This is a genomic window from Streptomyces sp. AV19 (assembly GCF_015999245.1).
In the GTDB taxonomy this organism is placed as follows: domain Bacteria; phylum Actinomycetota; class Actinomycetes; order Streptomycetales; family Streptomycetaceae; genus Streptomyces.
The window spans coordinates 750,700-768,599 of record NZ_JAEAMR010000003.1 but is presented as its reverse complement, the minus strand read 5'-3'; the positions used below and the strand labels follow the sequence as shown (position 1 = coordinate 768,599).

Sequence of the window (17,900 nt, the reverse complement as noted above, 5' to 3'; positions counted from 1 at the left end):
GCTGCGATCAGCGCTTGCCGGACTTCAGGCGGGTGCCGCTCCAGTCCTTGGCCACGCTGATGCTCTTGGCCGGGCTGAGCCCCGCCGTCTGCGCCGCATCGTTGACGTCACTCGGCTCGACGTAGCCGTCACGGCCGGTCTTGGGCGTCAGCAGCCAGATGGTGCCGCCCTCCTCGAGCAGACCGATGGCATCCACCAGCGCGTCCGTGAGGTCTCCGTCCTCGTCCCGGAACCACAGGACGACGACGTCGGCCACGTCGTCGTAATCCTCGTCTACGAGGTCCTGGCCGATGAGGGACTCGATGCCTTCACGGAGATCCTGGTCGACGTCGTCGTCGTAACCGATCTCCTGGACCACCTGTCCGGGCTCGAAACCCAGCCGTGCGGCGGGGTTGGTCCGCTCCTCCGCGTGGTCCGCGGTCGCGCTCACTGAGTGCCTCCTGTCATCTTTCGAGAAATGCTCCGATGCCCCCCGTATACGCGAGGCATGGGGCGTAGTCCACACGTGACGGACGGATCGCGCAAGTACCCGCTCAGCGATCCCTCCCAAACGTTGACGTCTCATGGCAACTCCCACCATGAGGCAGCAACCGAGAGTGATTCACACCACAGCGTTGTGCCGGGTTTGTGAAGTTACTCCCTGGGATTGCGGCCCCCGAGGCCGAACGGCCGTACGCGGGGGACCCCCATAGGGGGCGTAAGGTTGCGATTTGGCCGCCCCCGTGCGGCCGACCCCGAACACTTCATCTCGTGAGTGGTGGTTACTGCCCAGTAGAGATGACGTTTCCGTCGCCGCGGTCCACGATGGGAGCCGGCGCGGCATAACCAGACACTGCATGTGACCGCGTGCGCAGCATCGATGCGGCAAAGATCGCGTGCAGAGCACGACACGACCGAACAGCGAAGGAACAGCGTGGCTTCCGGATCCGATCGCAACCCGATCATCATTGGCGGTCTTCCCAGCCAGGTCCCGGACTTCGATCCCGAAGAGACCCAGGAATGGCTCGACTCGCTCGACGCAGCCGTCGATGAGCGAGGCCGGGAACGTGCCCGCTACCTCATGCTTCGCCTGATCGAGCGCGCACGCGAGAAGCGCGTGGCCGTGCCCGAGATGCGCAGCACGGACTACGTCAACACCATCGCGACCAAGGACGAGCCGTTCTTCCCCGGCAACGAGGAGATCGAGCGCAAGGTCCTGAACGCGACCCGGTGGAACGCCGCCGTGATGGTGTCCCGCGCCCAGCGCCCGGGCATCGGCGTCGGCGGTCACATCGCCACCTTCGCCTCCTCCGCCTCGCTCTACGACGTGGGCTTCAACCACTTCTTCCGAGGCAAGGACGAGGGCGACGGCGGCGACCAGATCTTCTTCCAGGGCCACGCCTCCCCCGGCGTCTACGCCCGCGCCTTCCTGCTGGACCGACTGACCGAGCAGCAGCTCGACGCGTTCCGCCAGGAGAAGTCGAAGGCCCCCTACGGCCTGTCGTCGTACCCCCACCCGCGCCTGATGCCGGACTTCTGGGAGTTCCCGACCGTCTCCATGGGCCTCGGCCCGCTCGGCGCGATCTACCAGGCCCGGATGAACCGCTACATGGAGGCCCGCGGCATCGCCGACACCTCCAAGTCGCACGTCTGGGCGTACCTGGGCGACGGCGAGATGGACGAGCCCGAGTCGCTCGGCCAGCTGTCCCTGGCCGCCCGTGAGGGCCTGGACAACCTGACCTTCGTGGTCAACTGCAACCTGCAGCGCCTCGACGGCCCGGTCCGCGGCAACGGCAAGATCATGCAGGAGCTGGAGTCGCAGTTCCGCGGCGCCGGCTGGAACGTGATCAAGCTGGTGTGGGACCGCTCCTGGGACCCGCTGCTGGCCCAGGACCGCGACGGCGTCCTGGTCAACAAGCTGAACAGCACCCCCGACGGCCAGTTCCAGACGTACGCCACCGAGACCGGCGCGTACATCCGCGAGCACTTCTTCGGCGACGACCAGCGTCTCCGCAAGATGGTCGAGGGCATGACCGACGACCAGATCCTGCACCTGGGCCGCGGCGGTCACGACCACAAGAAGATCTACGCGGCGTACGCGGCGGCCAAGGCCCACAAGGGCCAGCCGACCGTGATCCTGGCGCAGACGGTCAAGGGCTGGACGCTCGGCCCGAACTTCGAGGGCCGCAACGCGACCCACCAGATGAAGAAGCTGACGGTCGAGGACCTCAAGCGCTTCCGCGACCGCCTGCACATCCCGATCGCGGACAAGGAGCTGGAGTCCGGCCTGCCGCCGTACTACCACCCGGGCAAGGACTCCGAGGAGATCCAGTACATGCACGACCGCCGCAAGGCGCTCGGCGGGTACGTGCCCTCCCGTGTGGACCGCTCCAAGCCGCTGACGCTGCCGGGCGACAAGGCCTACGCGGCCACCAGGAAGGGCTCCGGCCAGCAGTCGATCGCCACCACCATGGCGTTCGTCCGCCTGCTCAAGGACCTCATGCGGGACAAGGAGATCGGCAAGCGCTTCGTGCCGATCGCGCCCGACGAGTACCGCACCTTCGGCATGGACTCGCTGTTCCCCTCGGCGAAGATCTACAACCCGCTGGGCCAGCAGTACGAGGCCGTGGACCGCGAGCTGCTGCTCGCCTACAAGGAGTCCCCGACCGGCCAGATGCTGCACGACGGCATCTCCGAGGCGGGCTGCACCGCCTCGCTGATCGCCGCCGGTTCCGCCTACGCCACGCACGGCGAGCCGCTGATCCCGATCTACGTCTTCTACTCGATGTTCGGGTTCCAGCGCACCGGTGACCAGTTCTGGCAGATGGCCGACCAGCTGGCGCGCGGTTTCGTCCTGGGTGCGACCGCCGGTCGTACGACCCTGACGGGTGAGGGCCTCCAGCACGCGGACGGCCACTCGCACCTGCTCGCCTCGACCAACCCGGCCGTCGTCGCGTACGACCCGGCGTTCGGCTACGAGATCGCGCACATCGTCAAGGACGGTCTGCGGAGGATGTACGGCGAGAACGCCGAGGACATCTTCTACTACATGACCGTCTACAACGAGCCGATCCAGCACCCGGCCGAGCCGGAGAACGTGGACGCCGAGGGCATCCTGAAGGGTCTGTACCGCTTCAAGGAGGGCGAGAAGGGCGCGATCCCGGCGCAGATCCTCGCCTCCGGCGTGGCGGTGCCGTGGGCGATCGAGGCCCAGAAGATCCTCGCCGAGGAGTGGAACGTCAAGGCGGACGTCTGGTCGGCGACCTCCTGGAACGAGCTGCGCAACGACGCCATCGCGGTGGAGGAGCACAACCTGCTCCACCCGGAGGAGGAGCAGCGCGTCCCGTACGTGACGTCGAAGCTCGCCGGCGCCGAGGGCCCGAAGGTGGCCGTGTCCGACTGGATGCGCGCCGTTCCGGACCAGATCGCGCGCTGGGTGCCGGGCACGTACCAGTCGCTGGGCGCGGACGGCTTCGGCTTCGCGGACACGCGTGGCGCGGCCCGTCGCTTCTTCCACATCGACGCGCAGTCGATCGTCCTCGGCGTGCTCACCGAGCTCGCCAAGGAGGGCAAGATCGACCGCTCGGCCCTGAAGCAGGCGATCGACCGCTACCAGCTCCTGGACGTCTCGGCGGCCGACCCGGGTGCCGCGGGCGGCGACGCGTAGTCGCCGGGCGCTCAGCCTGAACAGTGACGAACGCCCGGGCCCTTGAGGGTCCGGGCGTTCGCCGTACCCGGCGCCGTCGTACGGGTGCGGGCCGGTGGTGCCCGCCCTCCTCCATTGCCCTGCGGAACGACTGTCCACCACCTCAGATGTGCGCGGTCCCCTGGGCCGCACCCGCGTTCTCGCCAGGCTTGGTGAAGAGCGCGAGCACCGCCGCGGCAACGGCCACGCATCCCGCGACGACGAACGACGTGCTCATCGCCGACACGAACGTCTCGTGCGCGGCGTCCGCGATCTTCACCGCGTACTCCGGCGGAGTCCCCTTCGGCACCGGCGCGATCCCCACCTCGACGGCCGACGAAGCCGCCTTCCGCTGCGGACCGCTCAGCGGCGGCAGTCCCGCCCCGGCCCACTCGTCCGGCAGGACGTGCCCCACCCGGGACGCCACCACCGCCCCGAGCACGGCCGTCCCCAGCGTCCCGCCCACCTGCATGGCCCCCTGCTGAAGCCCTCCGGCCAGCCCCGCGTGCTCCAGCGGCGCGTTGCCGACGATGACCTCCGTCGCGCCGACCACCACCGGCGCGAGCCCGATCCCGAAGACGGCGAACAGCACCGACATCAGCGGCGTGCCCGAGTCCACCTCCAGGGTGGACATGCCGAAGCAGGCGCCCGCGGTGAGGACCATGCCGCCGAAGACCGGGATGCGCGGCCCCACGCGGGTGATCAGCGCCCCCGCGGCCGGTGACGCGAAGATCATCATGCCGGTGAGCGGCAGCAGGTGCAGGCCCGCGTCGATGGGCGACATCCCGTGCACGTTCTGCAGGTAGAACGTGACGTAGAAGAGGCCCCCCATGAAGGAGAAGGCCATCAGGATCATCAGGGCCGTGCCCGCGGAGAGCGGCACGGACCGGAACAGCCGCAGCGGCAGCAGCGGTTCGCGGCTCCTGGTCTGCCACAGGGTGAAGGCGACGAACGCGAGGAGCGAGACGCCCAGGAAGAGCAGGGTGCGGGCGTTCCCCCAGGACCAGGTCGGCGCCTTGATCAGTGCCCAGATCAGGCAGAACATCGCGCCCGAGAGCAGCACGATGCCGAGCAGGTCGAAGGAGCGGGGGGCGTTCTCGGCCCGGTGGTCCTTCAGCACTAGCAGGCCGAGCGCCAGCGCGAGCGCGCCGACCGGCACGTTGATGAAGAAGACGGACTGCCAGTTGACGTGCTCGACCAGCAGGCCGCCGACGATCGGCCCGGCCGCGGCCGAGCCGCCGATGACACCGCCCCACAGGCCGATCGCCATGTTGAGCTTCCCGGCCGGGAACGTGGCCCGCAGCAGGCCCAGCGCGGCCGGCATCAGCATCGCCCCGCTCAGGCCCTGGAGGACCCGGAGGGCGACGACCATCGACACGCTGTCGGAGAGGGCGATGACTCCGGAGGACGCGGCGAAGCCGGTGGTACCGATAAGGAAGATCAGGCGGTGGCCGAAGCGGTCACCGAGCTTGCCCGCGGTGATCAGGGCGACGGCGAGGGCGAGGAGATAGGCATTGGTGATCCATTGGACGTCGGCGAGCGAGGCTCCCAGACCCTTCTGGATGACCGGGTTGGCGATGAAGACGATCGTGCCGTCGAGCGCGACCATCATCACGCCTGTGGCGACGGTGAGCAGGGTCAGCCAGGGGCGGCCCCGCAGTCCGCTCCGGGGTCCGAGGTCCGGTGGTGTCGCACCTGCGACAGCGGTCTGAGGCGTCATGGACCGAGGTTATGGCAGACGCTGACAATTGACCAAGGGTGCCATGAGCCGTCCTCCGACAGCTTGCCCGGCGACTATTCTGACCAGCGCGAACAGCGAGAAGAGGCAGGGGCCCATGCAGGCGATCGACAGCGTGGCGGAACGCGAGGCGCTTCCGGGACTGCGGGAGCGCAAGAAGCAGCGGACGCGCAACGCCCTCACCAGGTGCGCCCTGGACCTCTTCGCCCGCCAGGGCTACGACGGCACCACCGTCGACGAGATCGCCGAGGCCGCGGACGTCTCCCAGCGCACGTTCTTCCGCTACTTCGCCAACAAGGAGGAGGTCGCCCTCGCCCTCCAGGAGGCGGAGGAGGAGGTCGCCTTCGCCTCCCTGGCGTCCCGCCCGCCGCACGAGCCGCCGCTCACCGCGCTGTGCAACGCCGCCGTGGACTCCAGGCGGTCCATCGGCGCGACCATCGAGGCCGTCGTCCCGCTCGGGCTCTACCTGAGCACCCAGCGGATGATCGAGTCCACGCCGCAGCTGCTGGCCGCCCGGCTGCGCCGGCTCGCCGCCCTGGAGGAGCGGTTCGCGGCGGAGATCGCCCGCCGCGAGGGGCTGGATCCGGCCACCGACCCCAGGCCCCGGGTGCTGGTGGCCGCGTGCAGCGGGGTGATGCGGGCGGCGTCCCGGGTCTGGGGCGAGGACGAGGAGGCCGACCTGGACGGCCTGATGCGGCTGATCACCACATACCTGGAGCAGATCGGCCCGGCGCTGGCGGAGGGCTGGCGGGCGGCCCCCGCCCCCTGACGCGCGCCCCGGCCGGAACCCGACGTGAGGCGACGCACACATGTCCAGCGTCACCTCCTGTCAAACGTGAGACGTGTCACTGACTTGGCGGACGCGCTCCGGTTTCTCCTAGGGTGGTCCGCGGTGACTTCCTTCCCGGAGCTCGGCTCCCCCTCCTCCCTGCCTTGGACGAACGCGGCCACGGTGTGGCGCGCCCTGCTCGCACTCGCCGTCGTCTTCGTGATGCTCGCCACGACCGGCTGGACGGCCGTGCGCGGACGCGGGGCGGACGCCGATCCCCGGCAGGTGGCGCTCTCCGCCTGGCTGCACGGCAGCAGCGGCGGCCGGCCGCTGCCCTCCCCGTACGCCGAACCCGGCACCCTGTCCCGCTTCTTCGCCGCGCTCTCCCCGGGCGAGCGGCTGCGCCTCGCCGACCGCTACCCGTTGGTCGTCGGCAACCTCAACGGCGCGCCCGTGAGCCTGCGTTACCGCGCCAACCGGACCTCGCTCACCCAGGCCCGCGCGGTCGAGGAACGCCGCACCCACGACAACGGGCTCACCCCCGCCGGCCGCAACGAGGCGGGCCGGCGCATGCACCGCTTCGACTCGCTGCTCTCCGACGGCCGGCAGATCCTCGCCTTCGACCCCGGCGGGCCCGGACGGGTCGCCGAGGTCTTCGGCGACCTCGACCGCGCCGACCGGGTCTCCGTCGTGGTGCCCGGTGTCGATACGAACGTCCTCACCTTCGAGAAGAGCGGCCGTCCGTACACGGCCCCCGTCGGAATGGCCAACACCCTCTACGCCGCCGAGCGCACCACCCGCCCCGGCACCCGTACCGCGGTCATCGCCTGGGCCGACTACACCTCCCCCGCCGGCGTCGGCATGGACGCGGCGACGGGCAAGCTGGCCGCCGAGGGGGCGCTGCGGCTGCGCTCGCTGGTGCGCGGGCTGCCCGGCGGCTCGTCCGTCGCCCTGTTCTGCCACAGCTACGGCTCCGTGGTGTGCGGCGTCGCCGCCCGCGACCTCGACGCGCGCGTCACCGACATCGCCGTCGCCGGCAGCCCCGGCATGCGCGCGGGGCACGTCTCCGAGCTGCACACCAGCGCCCGGGTCTGGGCCATGCGCGACGCGGACGACTGGATCCAGGACGTCCCGCACCTGGAGGTGGGCGGCCTCGGCCACGGCGCCGACCCGGTCGCGGCGGGCTTCGGGGCCCGGCGGCTGTCCGCCGCCGGGGCCGAGGGCCACACCGGCTACTTCGAACCCGGCACCACGAGCCTGGCCAACTTCGCCGGCATCGGCGCCGGGAGCCTCGGCGGGATCCGCTGCGCCGCGTCCGCCCCCGACTGCGCCGTCTGACCCGGCGCCCGGCGCTTGACGCGCGTAGCACCGCCCTCGCGGCCGTCCCGGCCGGAGGGGGAACCTCCGGCCGGACGCCGCTTACGATGAGCCGCATGGGTGATGTGCTGGCCGGTTTCCACACCGTCTGGGAGTTCGACACCGACTCCGTGCTCATCCGCTTCGAACGGGGGATCCGCACACCGAAGCTGCTCCAGGCGCTCGGCGAGCGGCGCATCCCCCACGAGGCGCTGGCGGCCGTCGAGCGGGTACCCGGCAGACGCGGCACGGTGGCGCTGCGCGCCGTGCCCAGACCGGGCGCGGACCCGCTGATGGAGGCCGCCGGGGACCAGCTGCGGGAGACCTCCGACCCGTACCGGCTGGAGCTGCCCGCCGAGCGCGAGCCGCTCGCCGCGTACTGGGCCGACGAGATACGCGGCGCGCTCGGCCCGTCGGCGGACGAGCCGGCCGAGCGCCACCTCGTCGCGGCGCCGGACCCTCCGCTGTCCTTCAAGGCGTACGACGGCAAGGCCGCCTTCGACGGCCGGACGGTGTCCTTCCGCTGGTCGCGGACCGGTGCCTCGACGGCGAAGTGGAAGGCCGGGGACCAGCACTTCGCCGTCGAGGAACTGGCCGGGGTGGAATGGCGCTCCCCCGACGCGCCCGGCGGCCGCCTGCGGCTGCTGCGCCGGGGCGCCGACGCCCTGGCCGCGGCCCCCTCGGCCGCCGACCAGGATGCGGCGGCCGTCGTCTTCGGCCGGGGGTACGGCCTGCTGCACGAGTCGTTGCCCTTCGCGGCGGCGGTGCTGGCGGCGGTACGGTGCGCCTCGCCGGCGGCGGCGACGGTCTCCGCGGCGGTCCGCCCCGACCCGGCGGCGGTCGCGGACCGGATCCGGCACCTGGGGGCGCTGCACTCGGCGGGGCTGCTGACGGACGCGGAGTTCACGGCGAAGAAGGCGGAGCTTCTGGCGGAGCTGTGAGGGGGTGCCCCGGCCCTCCCCCGGAGGGGGCAGGGGCGGGGCACCCAACCTGATACCCCGGTATGACGCCCCCGCCGCACCCGCCCCCGTACCCTGAACACGCCATGCCCCACACCCTGCCCGCCCGGCTCCGCGACCTCTTCACCCCGGCCGGACCTCCGGACCCCCTCTTCGGCCAGTCCCGGTACCGCTTCGTGCGCCGACTGCCCTATCTGATCGCCCTGGTCCTCGTCGCCATCGTGTGGCCGGTCACCGCCACGACGCTCCCCCGGGACTACGGGATGCACAGCGATCTGGCCTTCGCGCTGGCCGTCCTGCAGAGCGTCCCGCTGCTGCTCGCCGTCCGCAGGCCGCTCCTCGCCTGGGGCATCGTGTTCACGGCCGGCACCGTGAGCGCGGCGCTCACGCCCCACTGGCAAGGGCCCTACGGCGATGTCCTGCCGTGGCCCTGGCCGGCCGCGCAGATCGTCGCCATGCTGGCGCTGATGCTCGCGGTGAGCCTGCGCGAGCGCCCCCGGACCCTGGCCGCCGTCTGGACGGTGGTCACCCTGGTCAGCTACGCCCTCATCGCCCTCGTGGGGGGCCCGGTCAACGCCTCCTGGCTGGTCGTGGTCATCCTCGGCGGGCTGCTGATGCTGCTCGGCGGCGCCCTGCGGCGCAGCAGCACCGACCGGCGGGCGCTCGCCGAGCAGGAGACGATCAGCGAGGCCGAACGCTCCCGCCGCACGCTGCTGGAGGAGCGCACCCGGATCGCCCGCGAGCTGCACGACGTCGTCGCCCACCACATGTCGGTGATCACCGTGCAGGCGGACAGCGCCCCGTACCGCCTCACGGACCTGCCGCCCGCCGCGGCCGAGGAGTTCGGCTCCATCGCCGCCACCGCGCGCGAGTCGCTCGCCGAGATGCGCCGGCTGCTGGGCGTGCTGCGCAGCGAGGACGCCGGGGAGGGCGGCGGCGTGAAGACCCCGCAGCCCGGCGTGGACCGGATCGGGCAGCTGGTGGAGGCGACCGTACGGGCGGGCCAGCCGGTGGAGTTGACACTGGATCAGGAGCCGGCGTCGGCCGCGCTCCCGCAGGCCGTGGACCTGTCCGCGTACCGCATCGTCCAGGAGGCCCTGGCCAACGTGGTCCGGCACGCGCCGGGCGCGCTCGCCCGGGTGTCGGTGTCGGCGGACGACGAGGGGCTGACCGTCCTGGTCGTCAACGACCCGGCGGACGGGCCGCACACGCCCCTGGAGACCGCCGGGACGGGCCACGGCCTCGTCGGGATGCGCGAGCGGGTCCGCCTGGTCGGCGGCACCCTGGACACCGGCCCGCTGCCCGGCGGAGGCTTCCGGGTGGCGGCCCGGCTGCCGTTCACATCGACATCGACCACGACGGACAAGGAATCCCCGGCCGCATGACCATCAAGGTGCTCATCGTCGACGACCAGGCGATGGTGCGGGCGGGCTTCGCCGCGCTCCTCGCCGCGCAGACCGACATCGACGTCGTCGGGGACGCCCCCGACGGGGCGCGCGGCGTGGAGGCGAGCCGCCGCCTCCACCCGGACGTGGTGCTCATGGACGTCCGCATGCCCGAGATGGACGGGCTGGAGGCGGCCCGCCGCCTGCTGGACCCGCCGCCCGGCGTCATCCACCGGCCGAAGGTGCTGATGCTGACCACCTTCGACGTGGACGACTACGTCTACGAGGCGCTGCGCGCCGGCGCGTCCGGCTTCCTGCTCAAGGACGCCCCGCCGGCCGACCTGATCTCCGCGGTGCGGGTCGTCGCCGCCGGCGAGGCGCTGCTCGCGCCGTCCGTCACCCGCCGCCTGATCGCGGACTTCGCCCAGCAGCGGCCGGCCCCTCGCAAGGACCGGTCGCTGCGGCTCAAGGGCCTCACCCCGCGCGAGACGGAGGTGCTGGAGCTGATCGCCCGCGGGCTGTCCAACCAGGAGATCGCGGCGTCCCTGGTGCTGGCCGAACAGACCGTCAAGACGCACATCGGGCGGGTGCTGGCCAAGCTGGGGCTGCGCGACCGGGCACAGGCGGTGATCTTCGCCTACGAGTCGGGGCTGGTGAAGCCCGGGGCGGCCTGAAGGCCGCACAGCTCGCCGTAGCGGTCGATCTTGTGGTCGAGGACGTCGAGGGTGCTCTGCAGCTCGGCGATGCGGCGCCGCACGTCCTCGCGGTGCGCGCCGAGCAGCCGCAGGCGGTCGACGACGGTGTGGTCGCCCTCGCGCACCATCTCCGCGTAGCGGACCATGTCCGCCACCGGCATGCCCGTGAGCCGGAGCTTGCCGACGAGGTCCAGCCAGTCCAGGTCCCGGTCGGTGTAGCGGCGCTGGCCGGTGTGGGAACGGTCGACGTGCGGCATCAGCCCGATCCGCTCGTACCAGCGCAGGGTGTGCGCGGACAGTCCCGCGTAGTCGGCGACTTCGCCGATCGTGTAGCGCTCCCGGCCCTCCGGCCGGGCGGCCGGTACCGGCACGCTGTCGATCACGGTCATGCGGTTCCCCCTTGTGTCCCCGTGGGCCTCGTGCTCGTGCCCCTGTGACTGCGTCAACGCCAGTGAGTCGGAGTGCACTCCAGGCAAGCGCAGTCTTGACGGAATCTTTGAAACCGGCCGCCCGGGATAGGCTCGTCGCCATGGAGAGCCTGCGGAAGATCGATGACTGGCCCGTGCCGACCGCCGCCGCTGCGGTCGTCCGGGCGGACGGCACGCTCGCGGGGGCCCGCGGCCCGACCGGGCACCGCTTCCGCCTGGCCTCCGTCACCAAACCTCTGGCCGCGTACGCGGCGCTGATCGCCGTCGAGGAGGGCGCGGTCGAGCTGGACGAGCCGGCCGGGCCGCCCGGTTCGACGGTCCGTCATCTCCTCGCCCATACCTCGGGGTTGGCCTTCGAGGAGGACCGGACGATGGCCGAGCCGGGCACCCGCCGGCTGTACTCCAACTCCGGCTTCGACGCGCTCGGCGACCACATCGCCAAGGCGACGGACATCCCCTTCCCCGAGTACCTGCGGCAGGCGGTGCTTGAACCGCTCGGCATGACCGCCACGCACCTGGCGGGCTCGCCCGCGAAGGACGGCGTCTCGACCGTCGACGACCTCGTCCGCTTCGCCGCCGAACTCCAGGCGCCGCGGCTGCTGTCGCGTCAGACGCTGGACGAGGCGACGCGGGTGGTCTTCCCCGGGGTGGGCGGCGTCCTGCCCGGGTACGGGCACCACCGGCCCAACGACTGGGGCCTGGGCTTCGAGATCCGCGACGCGAAGTCGCCGCACTGGACGGGGACGAAGAGCTCGCCCCGGACGTTCGGACACTTCGGCCAGTCCGGGACGTTCCTGTGGGTGGACCCCGACGCGGGCGCGGCGTGCGTGGCCCTGTCGGACCGGGACTTCGGGGCGTGGGCGGTGGAGGCGTGGCCGCTGCTGACGGATGCGGTCTTGGCGGAGCTGTAGGGGTTTGCCTCCGCGCGGAGGCAACGCGGCTGCGCCGCGTTCGTCCTCAAGCGCCCGGCCGGGGGGATTTTAGCCCCGGCCGGGGGTGGGGGCGCCCCCCCGCCGGGGGGGGGGGGGGGGGGGGGCCCCCGGGGACCGGGGAAGGGGGGGGGCGGGGGCAATACCCCCCCGAGGACATCGCCCGCAGGGCGATGCGGGGCCGAGGGGCGCAGCCCCGGAAGAAACTGGGGGCACCCCCTCTGGGGGAGAAAGGGCGGGGCGGGGAGAAAACCCCCACCTCAGGGAAAACGCGCCTCCGCGTGCATCTCCCACAGCAACACCTCCGCGCCCTCATCGGACGCCACCGCATCCAAGTCCATCGCGTCCTGGACGCGAGCCGAGTCCCCCGCGGACAGCGTCCACTCCGCCAGCCGCACAGCCCCCCGCACCACGTGCACGTACAACCACCGCGCCCCCGGCAGAGCGCAGCGCTCCCCCGCCCCCGGCCGCCGCACATGCAGCACCGCCTCCGCGCGCGACAGCGCGCACACCGCCCCGTCCGCGACGGACCGCGCCACCCCGTACGACGGAGGACCCCCGGCCTCGGCCGGCGTCAGCCACATCTGCACGAACCGCAGCGGCCCCGCGCCCCCGTTGCGTTCGACGTGCCGCACGCCGTCCCCCGCGCTGAGCCACTGCACGTCCCCGGGGCGGACGGTCTCGACGTGCCCCGTCGAGTCCTCGTGGACGAGTTCGCCCTCGACGACCCACGTGACGATCTCCACATCCCGGTGCGGGTGCTCGGCGAATCCGGCGCCCGGGGCCAGCAGCTCCTCGTTGCAGGCGGAGAGCGGTCCGAACCGCACGTTGTCCGGGTCGTAGAAGCCCGAGAAGGAGAACGCGTGCCGGGTCGAGATGCCCGCCCCCGCGTCCCCGCCGAGGAACCGCTCCGCCGCCCGCCGCACCTGAATCCGCGCCTCGATCACCGGGCTACGGTAGCCCGGCCACCCCGCACCGCACCCGAATAGGGCAGGCTTGTCCCGTGCCTGAATCCGCTGCTCACCCCCCGCACCCGCACAGCGCCACCCTCCGCAACCTCGAGAAGTCATCGGGAACGCTGGCCGCGGCCGCCATCGCCAGGATGGACGCGCAGCTTCCGTGGTACAGGGCGATGCCGCCGGAGAACCGGTCCTGGATCGGCCTGGTGGCCCAGGCCGGCATCGCGGCCTTCACCGAGTGGTTCCGGCACCCGGAGACCCCCCAGGCGATCAGCACCGACGTCTTCGGCACCGCTCCCCGCGAGCTGACCAGGGCGATCACCCTGCGCCAGACCGTGGAGATGGTGCGCACCACCATCGAGGTGATGGAGTCGGCCATCGACGAGGTGGCCGCGCCCGGCGACGAGTCGGCGCTGCGCGAGGCCCTGCTCGTCTACGCGCGGGAGATCGCTTTCGCCACCGCACAGGTGTACGCGCAGGCCGCCGAGGCGCGCGGCGCCTGGGACGCCCGGCTGGAGTCCCTGGTGGTCAACGCGGTGCTGTCGGGCGAGGCGGACGAGGGCGCGCTGTCCCGGGCCGCCGCGCTCGGCTGGAACGCGCCCGCGAACGTCTGCGTGGTGCTGGGCACCGCTCCCAACGGCGACAGCGAGCTGACCGTGGAGGCCATCCGGCGCGCCTCGCGGCACGCCAAGCTCCAGGTCCTGACCGGGGTGCTCGGCGACCGCCTGGTGGTCATCGCGGGCGGCAGCGACAACCCGCTGCAGACCGCCAGGGCGCTGATCGGCCCGTTCGCCAGGGGGCCGGTGGTGGCCGGCCCGGTGGTCCCCGACCTGCTGGCGGCGACCCGGTCCGCGCAGGCCGCGGCGGCCAGTCTCAAGGCGTGCGCGGCCTGGCCGGACGCGCCTCGTCCGGTTCTGGCCGACGACCTGCTGCCGGAGCGCGCGATGGCCGGTGATCCGGTGGCGCGCCGGCAGCTGGTGGAGGAGATCTACAGACCGCTGGAGGAGGCGGGCTCGGCGCTGCTGGAGACGCTCAGCGTCTATCTGGAACAGGCCAGCAGCCTGGAGGGCGCGGCGCGGATGCTCTTCGTCCACCCAAACACCGTGCGGTACCGGCTCCGACGTGTGACGGACGTCACCGGATGGTCGCCCTCCGATGTGCGCTCGGCCTTCACTCTCCGCATCGCGCTGATCCTGGGGCGTCTGGCCGACGCCGAGTGACCGCCGTACGCTTTTGTAGAACGCAAACAATTCCCCCGACGGTTCTTCGTCCCTGTCCCCACGGGTGGGCGGAGCCGTCCACGAGAGAGAGTGTGAGGGTGCTCGTACTCGTCGCTCCCGGCCAGGGCGCTCAGGCGCCCGGCTTCCTGACCCCCTGGCTCGACCTCCCCGGCGTGGAAGACCGCCTGCGGGAGTGGTCGTCCGTCATCGACCTGGACCTGGTCCACTACGGCACGAACGCCGACGCGGACGAGATCCGTGACACCGCCGTCGCCCAGCCGCTGCTGGTGGCCGCCTCCCTGCTCTCCGCGCGGCAGCTCTTCCCCACGGGCGGCGACGTCGCGCGCCTGGTCGGGACCACCGCCGGGCACAGCGTCGGCGAGCTGGCGGCGGCCGCGCTGTCCGGCGTGCTGACCGAGGAGGAGGCCCTGCGCCTGGTCCGCCGGCGCGGCCTGGCCATGGCCGAGGCCGCGAAGGTCACCGAGACCGGCATGTCCGCGCTGCTCGGCGGCGAGGCCGACGTCGTCCTGCCGCACCTGGAGAAGCTCGGCCTGACCCCGGCGAACGTCAACGGCGCCGGCCAGATCGTGGCCGCCGGAACGATGGAGCAGCTGGCCGCGCTCGCCGAGGACAAGCCCGAGGGCACGCGCCGCGTCGTCCCGCTCAAGGTCGCCGGCGCCTTCCACACCGAGCACATGGCCCCGGCCGTCTCGGTCCTGGAGTCCGCCGCGGCCGAGCTGAACCCGGCCGACCCGCACACCCGCTACGTCTCCAACCGCGACGGCGCGGTCGTGACCGGAGGCGCGGACGTCGTACGCCGCCTGGTGGGCCAGGTGGCCAACCCGGTCCGCTGGGACCTGTGCATGGAGACCTTCAAGGAGCTCGGCGTCACCGCGATCATCGAGGCGCTGCCCGGCGGCACGCTGACCGGCATCGCCAAGCGCGCCCTGCCGGGCGTCAGGACGCTGCCCCTCAAGACGCCGGCCGACCTGGACGCCGCCCGGCAGCTGATCGCCGAGCACTCGGCCCCGTCCGGCGATGCGTCGTCGGCCGCCTAAGGAGCCCTGGACCACATGACTTCGAAGATCAAGCCCGCCAAGGGCGCGCCCTACGCCCGGATCATGGGCGTGGGCGGCTACCGCCCCACGCGGGTGGTGCCGAACGACGAGATCCTCAAGCGCATCGACTCGTCCGACGAATGGATCCGCTCGCGTTCCGGCATCGCCACCCGGCACTGGGCCGGCCCGGAGGAGACCGTGGCCACCATGTCGGTCGAGGCCGCGGGCAAGGCCATCGCGGACGCCGGGATCACCCCCGAGCAGATCGGCGCCGTGCTGGTCTCGACGGTCTCGCACTTCAAGCAGACCCCGGCCATCGCCACCGAGATCGCGCACCGGATCGGCGCCGACAAGCCGGCCGCCTTCGACATCTCCGCCGGCTGCGCGGGCTTCGGCTACGGCCTGACCCTCGCCAAGGGCCTGGTGACCGACGGCTCGGCCGAGTACGTGCTGGTCATCGGCGTCGAGCGGCTGTCGGACCTGACGGACCTGGACGACCGCTCCACCGCGTTCCTGTTCGGCGACGGCGCCGGCGCCGTGGTCGTGGGCCCGTCCAAGGAGCCGGCCATCGGCCGGACCGTGTGGGGCTCCGAGGGTGACAAGGCCGACACGATCCGCCAGACCCTGCCGTGGGACGTGTACCGCGAGTCCACCGAGGACGTGCGCTTTCCGGCCATCACGCAGGAGGGCCAGGCGGTCTTCCGCTGGGCCGTCTTCGAGATGGCCAAGGTCGCCCAGCACGCGCTGGACGAGGCGGGGATCACCGCCGAGGAACTGGACGTCTTCATTCCGCACCAGGCGAACATGCGGATCATCGACTCGATGGTCAAGACGCTGAAACTGCCGGAGAATGTGGTGGTGGCCCGCGACGTGGAGACCACCGGCAACACCTCCGCCGCCTCCATTCCGCTGGCGATGGAACGACTTCTGGCCACCGGAGCGGCGAAGAGCGGGGACACCGCGCTGCTCATCGGCTTCGGGGCGGGTCTCGTGTTCGCCGCGACGGTCGTTACCCTCCCCTAGGCGAGATCGCACGGACCGGCACCGGCCGGCCACTGCGCGGAACCTCGCCGACAGCAGTCCCTCAGCAGTTTTACCCGTATCACCGCACAATTAAGGAGCGCCGCAATGGCCGCCACGCAGGAAGAGATCCTCAAGGGCCTCGCCGAGATCGTCAACGAGATCGCCGGCATCCCCGTCGAGGACGTCCAGCTGGACAAGTCCTTCACCGACGACCTGGACGTCGACTCCCTGTCCATGGTCGAGGTCGTCGTCGCCGCCGAGGAGCGCTTCGACGTCAAGATCCCGGACGAGGACGTCAAGAACCTGAAGACCGTCGGCGACGCCGCCGGCTACATCCTCAAGCACCAGGCCTGATCCTGCGTTCGTCGCCACCCCGGCGGGTGGCGGTTCCAGCACCTCTACACGTGGAGACAGAATCCCTGTGAACTCGACCAATCGCACCGTGGTCGTCACCGGTATCGGCGCAACCACACCGCTGGGTGGCGACAGCGCATCAACCTGGGAAGGGCTGCTCGCCGGACGCTCCGGCGTGAAGTCCCTGGAGGACGAGCGCTTCGCCGACCTCCCGGTCCGCATCGCCGCCCCGGCCGCGGTCGACCCGGGCGACGTCCTGCCCCGCCCGCTCTGCCGCAAGCTGGACCGCTCGGCGCAGCTCGCGCTGATCGCGGCCCGCGAGGCCTGGGCCGACGCGGGGTACACCGCGAAGGCCGGCGAGGACGGCAGCATCGCCCCCGAGCGCCTGGGCGCCGTCATCGCCTCCGGCATCGGCGGCGTGCAGACCCTGCTCGACCAGTACGACGTGCTCAAGGAGAAGGGCGCCCGCCGCGTCTCCCCGCACACCGTGCCGATGCTGATGCCCAACAGCCCGTCCGCCAACGTCGGCCTGGAGGTCAACGCCCAGGCGGGCGTGCACACCCCGGTCAGCGCCTGCGCGTCCGGCGCCGAGGCCATCGGCTACGCCGTGGAGATGATCCGCACCGGCCGTGCCGACGTGGTCGTCGCCGGCGGCACCGAGGCGGCCATCCACCCGCTGCCCGTCGCGGCCTTCGCCAGCATGATGGCGATGTCCAAGAACAACGACGAGCCGGAGAAGGCCTCCCGCCCCTACGACAAGGGCCGCGACGGCTTCGTCCTCGGCGAGGGCGCCGGTGTGATCGTCCTGGAGTCGGCCGAGCACGCCGCGCGGCGCGGCGCCCGCGTCTACTGCGAGGTGCTGGGCCAGGGCCTGTCCGCGGACAGCCACCACATCGCGCAGCCCGAGCCGACCGGCCGCGGCATCGCGGCGGCGCTGCAGTCCCTGCTGGAGTCCAGCGACCTGAAGCCGTCGGAGGTCGTGCACCTCAACGCGCACGCCACCTCGACCCCGCAGGGCGACCTCGCGGAGATCAAGGCGCTGCGCAAGGTCCTCGGCGACGACCTCGACCACGTCGCGGTCTCCGCCACCAAGTCGATGACCGGCCACCTGCTGGGCGGCGCGGGCGGCGTCGAGACGGTCGCCACCGTCCTCGCGCTGTACCACCGCACGGCTCCGCCGACCATCAACATCGACGAGCTCGACGAGGAGATCGACGCGGACATCGTGCGCGACGAGCCGCGCAAGCTCCCCGAGGGCACCATCGCGGCGATCAACAACTCGTTCGGCTTCGGCGGGCACAACGTGGTGCTCGCGCTGCGGACGGTCTGACGCGCGCTTCGTCCCACGGGCCCGCCCGGTCGT

Annotated in this window: 16 protein-coding genes; 12 read left to right on the top strand and 4 right to left on the bottom strand. The window is 72.1% G+C overall.

What is annotated here, in order from left to right; all coding sequences use genetic code 11:
• Positions 1-7: 7 nt before the first annotated feature.
• A complete protein-coding gene (locus tag I5Q34_RS03520; protein WP_199890566.1) occupies positions 8-430 on the bottom strand; it encodes a DUF3052 domain-containing protein in 423 nt (140 codons plus the stop codon).
• 483 nt (positions 431-913) lie between these two features.
• On the opposite strand from I5Q34_RS03520, the gene aceE reads away from it, so the two are divergent.
• A complete protein-coding gene (aceE, locus tag I5Q34_RS03515; RefSeq protein ID WP_199890565.1) occupies positions 914-3,646 on the top strand; it encodes a pyruvate dehydrogenase (acetyl-transferring), homodimeric type in 2,733 nt (910 codons plus the stop codon).
• A gap of 142 nt (positions 3,647-3,788) precedes the next feature.
• Here aceE and I5Q34_RS03510 read toward each other — a convergent pair whose 3' ends face one another.
• A complete protein-coding gene (locus I5Q34_RS03510) occupies positions 3,789-5,384 on the bottom strand; it encodes an MFS transporter (protein WP_199890564.1) in 1,596 nt (531 codons plus the stop codon).
• Between the two features lie 115 nt (positions 5,385-5,499).
• Between I5Q34_RS03510 and I5Q34_RS03505 the strand changes: the two genes are divergently transcribed.
• The 5 genes from I5Q34_RS03505 (at position 5,500) to I5Q34_RS03485 (ending at position 10,545) form a co-directional block, all read left to right on the top strand.
• Positions 5,500-6,171: a TetR family transcriptional regulator gene (locus tag I5Q34_RS03505; protein WP_199890563.1), complete on the top strand. Its 672-nt coding sequence runs from the start codon at positions 5,500-5,502 to the stop codon at positions 6,169-6,171.
• Between the two features lie 123 nt (positions 6,172-6,294).
• The gene (locus I5Q34_RS03500) at positions 6,295-7,509 is read left to right on the top strand and encodes an alpha/beta hydrolase (RefSeq protein WP_277965321.1); all 1,215 of its coding nucleotides are present in this window, start codon (positions 6,295-6,297) and stop codon (positions 7,507-7,509) included.
• 95 nt (positions 7,510-7,604) lie between these two features.
• Positions 7,605-8,468: a DUF4429 domain-containing protein gene (locus I5Q34_RS03495; RefSeq protein WP_199890562.1), complete on the top strand. Its 864-nt coding sequence runs from the start codon at positions 7,605-7,607 to the stop codon at positions 8,466-8,468.
• 104 nt (positions 8,469-8,572) lie between these two features.
• A complete protein-coding gene (locus I5Q34_RS03490) occupies positions 8,573-9,871 on the top strand; it encodes a sensor histidine kinase (protein ID WP_234428259.1) in 1,299 nt (432 codons plus the stop codon).
• A complete protein-coding gene (locus tag I5Q34_RS03485) occupies positions 9,868-10,545 on the top strand; it encodes a response regulator transcription factor (protein ID WP_199890560.1) in 678 nt (225 codons plus the stop codon). Before I5Q34_RS03490 ends, I5Q34_RS03485 begins: the two co-directional genes overlap by 4 nt.
• Here I5Q34_RS03485 and I5Q34_RS03480 read toward each other — a convergent pair.
• Entirely contained in the window at positions 10,509-10,955 is a 447-nt protein-coding gene (locus I5Q34_RS03480; RefSeq protein WP_199890559.1) for a MerR family transcriptional regulator, read from the bottom strand. The genes I5Q34_RS03485 and I5Q34_RS03480 overlap by 37 nt on opposite strands.
• 140 nt (positions 10,956-11,095) lie before the next feature.
• Between I5Q34_RS03480 and I5Q34_RS03475 the strand changes: the two genes are divergently transcribed.
• A complete protein-coding gene (locus tag I5Q34_RS03475) occupies positions 11,096-11,905 on the top strand; it encodes a serine hydrolase (RefSeq protein ID WP_199890558.1) in 810 nt (269 codons plus the stop codon).
• 278 nt (positions 11,906-12,183) lie between these two features.
• Here I5Q34_RS03475 and I5Q34_RS03470 read toward each other — a convergent pair whose 3' ends face one another.
• Positions 12,184-12,870 (bottom strand): pirin family protein, encoded by a 687-nt coding sequence (locus I5Q34_RS03470; RefSeq protein ID WP_277965320.1) that lies wholly within the window; start codon positions 12,868-12,870, stop codon positions 12,184-12,186.
• 56 nt (positions 12,871-12,926) lie between these two features.
• On the opposite strand from I5Q34_RS03470, the gene I5Q34_RS03465 reads away from it, so the two are divergent.
• From I5Q34_RS03465 to fabF, 5 genes are all read left to right on the top strand, one after another.
• Entirely contained in the window at positions 12,927-14,102 is a 1,176-nt protein-coding gene (locus I5Q34_RS03465) for a CdaR family transcriptional regulator (protein WP_199890556.1), read from the top strand.
• Positions 14,103-14,200: 98 nt separating this feature from the next.
• Entirely contained in the window at positions 14,201-15,160 is a 960-nt protein-coding gene (locus tag I5Q34_RS03460; RefSeq protein ID WP_199890555.1) for an ACP S-malonyltransferase, read from the top strand.
• Between the two features lie 15 nt (positions 15,161-15,175).
• Positions 15,176-16,183 (top strand): ketoacyl-ACP synthase III, encoded by a 1,008-nt coding sequence (locus tag I5Q34_RS03455; protein ID WP_199890554.1) that lies wholly within the window; start codon positions 15,176-15,178, stop codon positions 16,181-16,183.
• A gap of 105 nt (positions 16,184-16,288) precedes the next feature.
• Positions 16,289-16,537, top strand: coding sequence for an acyl carrier protein (locus tag I5Q34_RS03450; RefSeq protein ID WP_199890553.1), 249 nt, complete (start codon positions 16,289-16,291; stop codon positions 16,535-16,537).
• A gap of 67 nt (positions 16,538-16,604) precedes the next feature.
• Positions 16,605-17,867, top strand: a complete 1,263-nt coding sequence (gene fabF / locus I5Q34_RS03445; protein ID WP_199890552.1) for a beta-ketoacyl-ACP synthase II — start codon at positions 16,605-16,607, stop codon at positions 17,865-17,867.
• The last annotated feature ends 33 nt before the right edge of the window (positions 17,868-17,900 follow it).

What these genes read in the sequence shown, in the direction of transcription:
- I5Q34_RS03510 (WP_199890564.1), bottom strand. Translation starts at nt 5,384, where the DNA reads ATGACGCCTCAGACCGCTGTCGCAGGTGCGACACCACCGGACCTCGGA.
- I5Q34_RS03505 (WP_199890563.1), top strand. Translation starts at nt 5,500, where the DNA reads ATGCAGGCGATCGACAGCGTGGCGGAACGCGAGGCGCTTCCGGGACTG.
- I5Q34_RS03495 (WP_199890562.1), top strand. Translation starts at nt 7,605, where the DNA reads ATGGGTGATGTGCTGGCCGGTTTCCACACCGTCTGGGAGTTCGACACC.
- I5Q34_RS03490 (WP_234428259.1), top strand. Translation starts at nt 8,573, where the DNA reads ATGCCCCACACCCTGCCCGCCCGGCTCCGCGACCTCTTCACCCCGGCC.
- I5Q34_RS03485 (WP_199890560.1), top strand. Translation starts at nt 9,868, where the DNA reads ATGACCATCAAGGTGCTCATCGTCGACGACCAGGCGATGGTGCGGGCG.
- I5Q34_RS03480 (WP_199890559.1), bottom strand. Translation starts at nt 10,955, where the DNA reads ATGACCGTGATCGACAGCGTGCCGGTACCGGCCGCCCGGCCGGAGGGC.
- I5Q34_RS03475 (WP_199890558.1), top strand. Translation starts at nt 11,096, where the DNA reads ATGGAGAGCCTGCGGAAGATCGATGACTGGCCCGTGCCGACCGCCGCC.
- I5Q34_RS03455 (WP_199890554.1), top strand. Translation starts at nt 15,176, where the DNA reads ATGACTTCGAAGATCAAGCCCGCCAAGGGCGCGCCCTACGCCCGGATC.
- I5Q34_RS03450 (WP_199890553.1), top strand. Translation starts at nt 16,289, where the DNA reads ATGGCCGCCACGCAGGAAGAGATCCTCAAGGGCCTCGCCGAGATCGTC.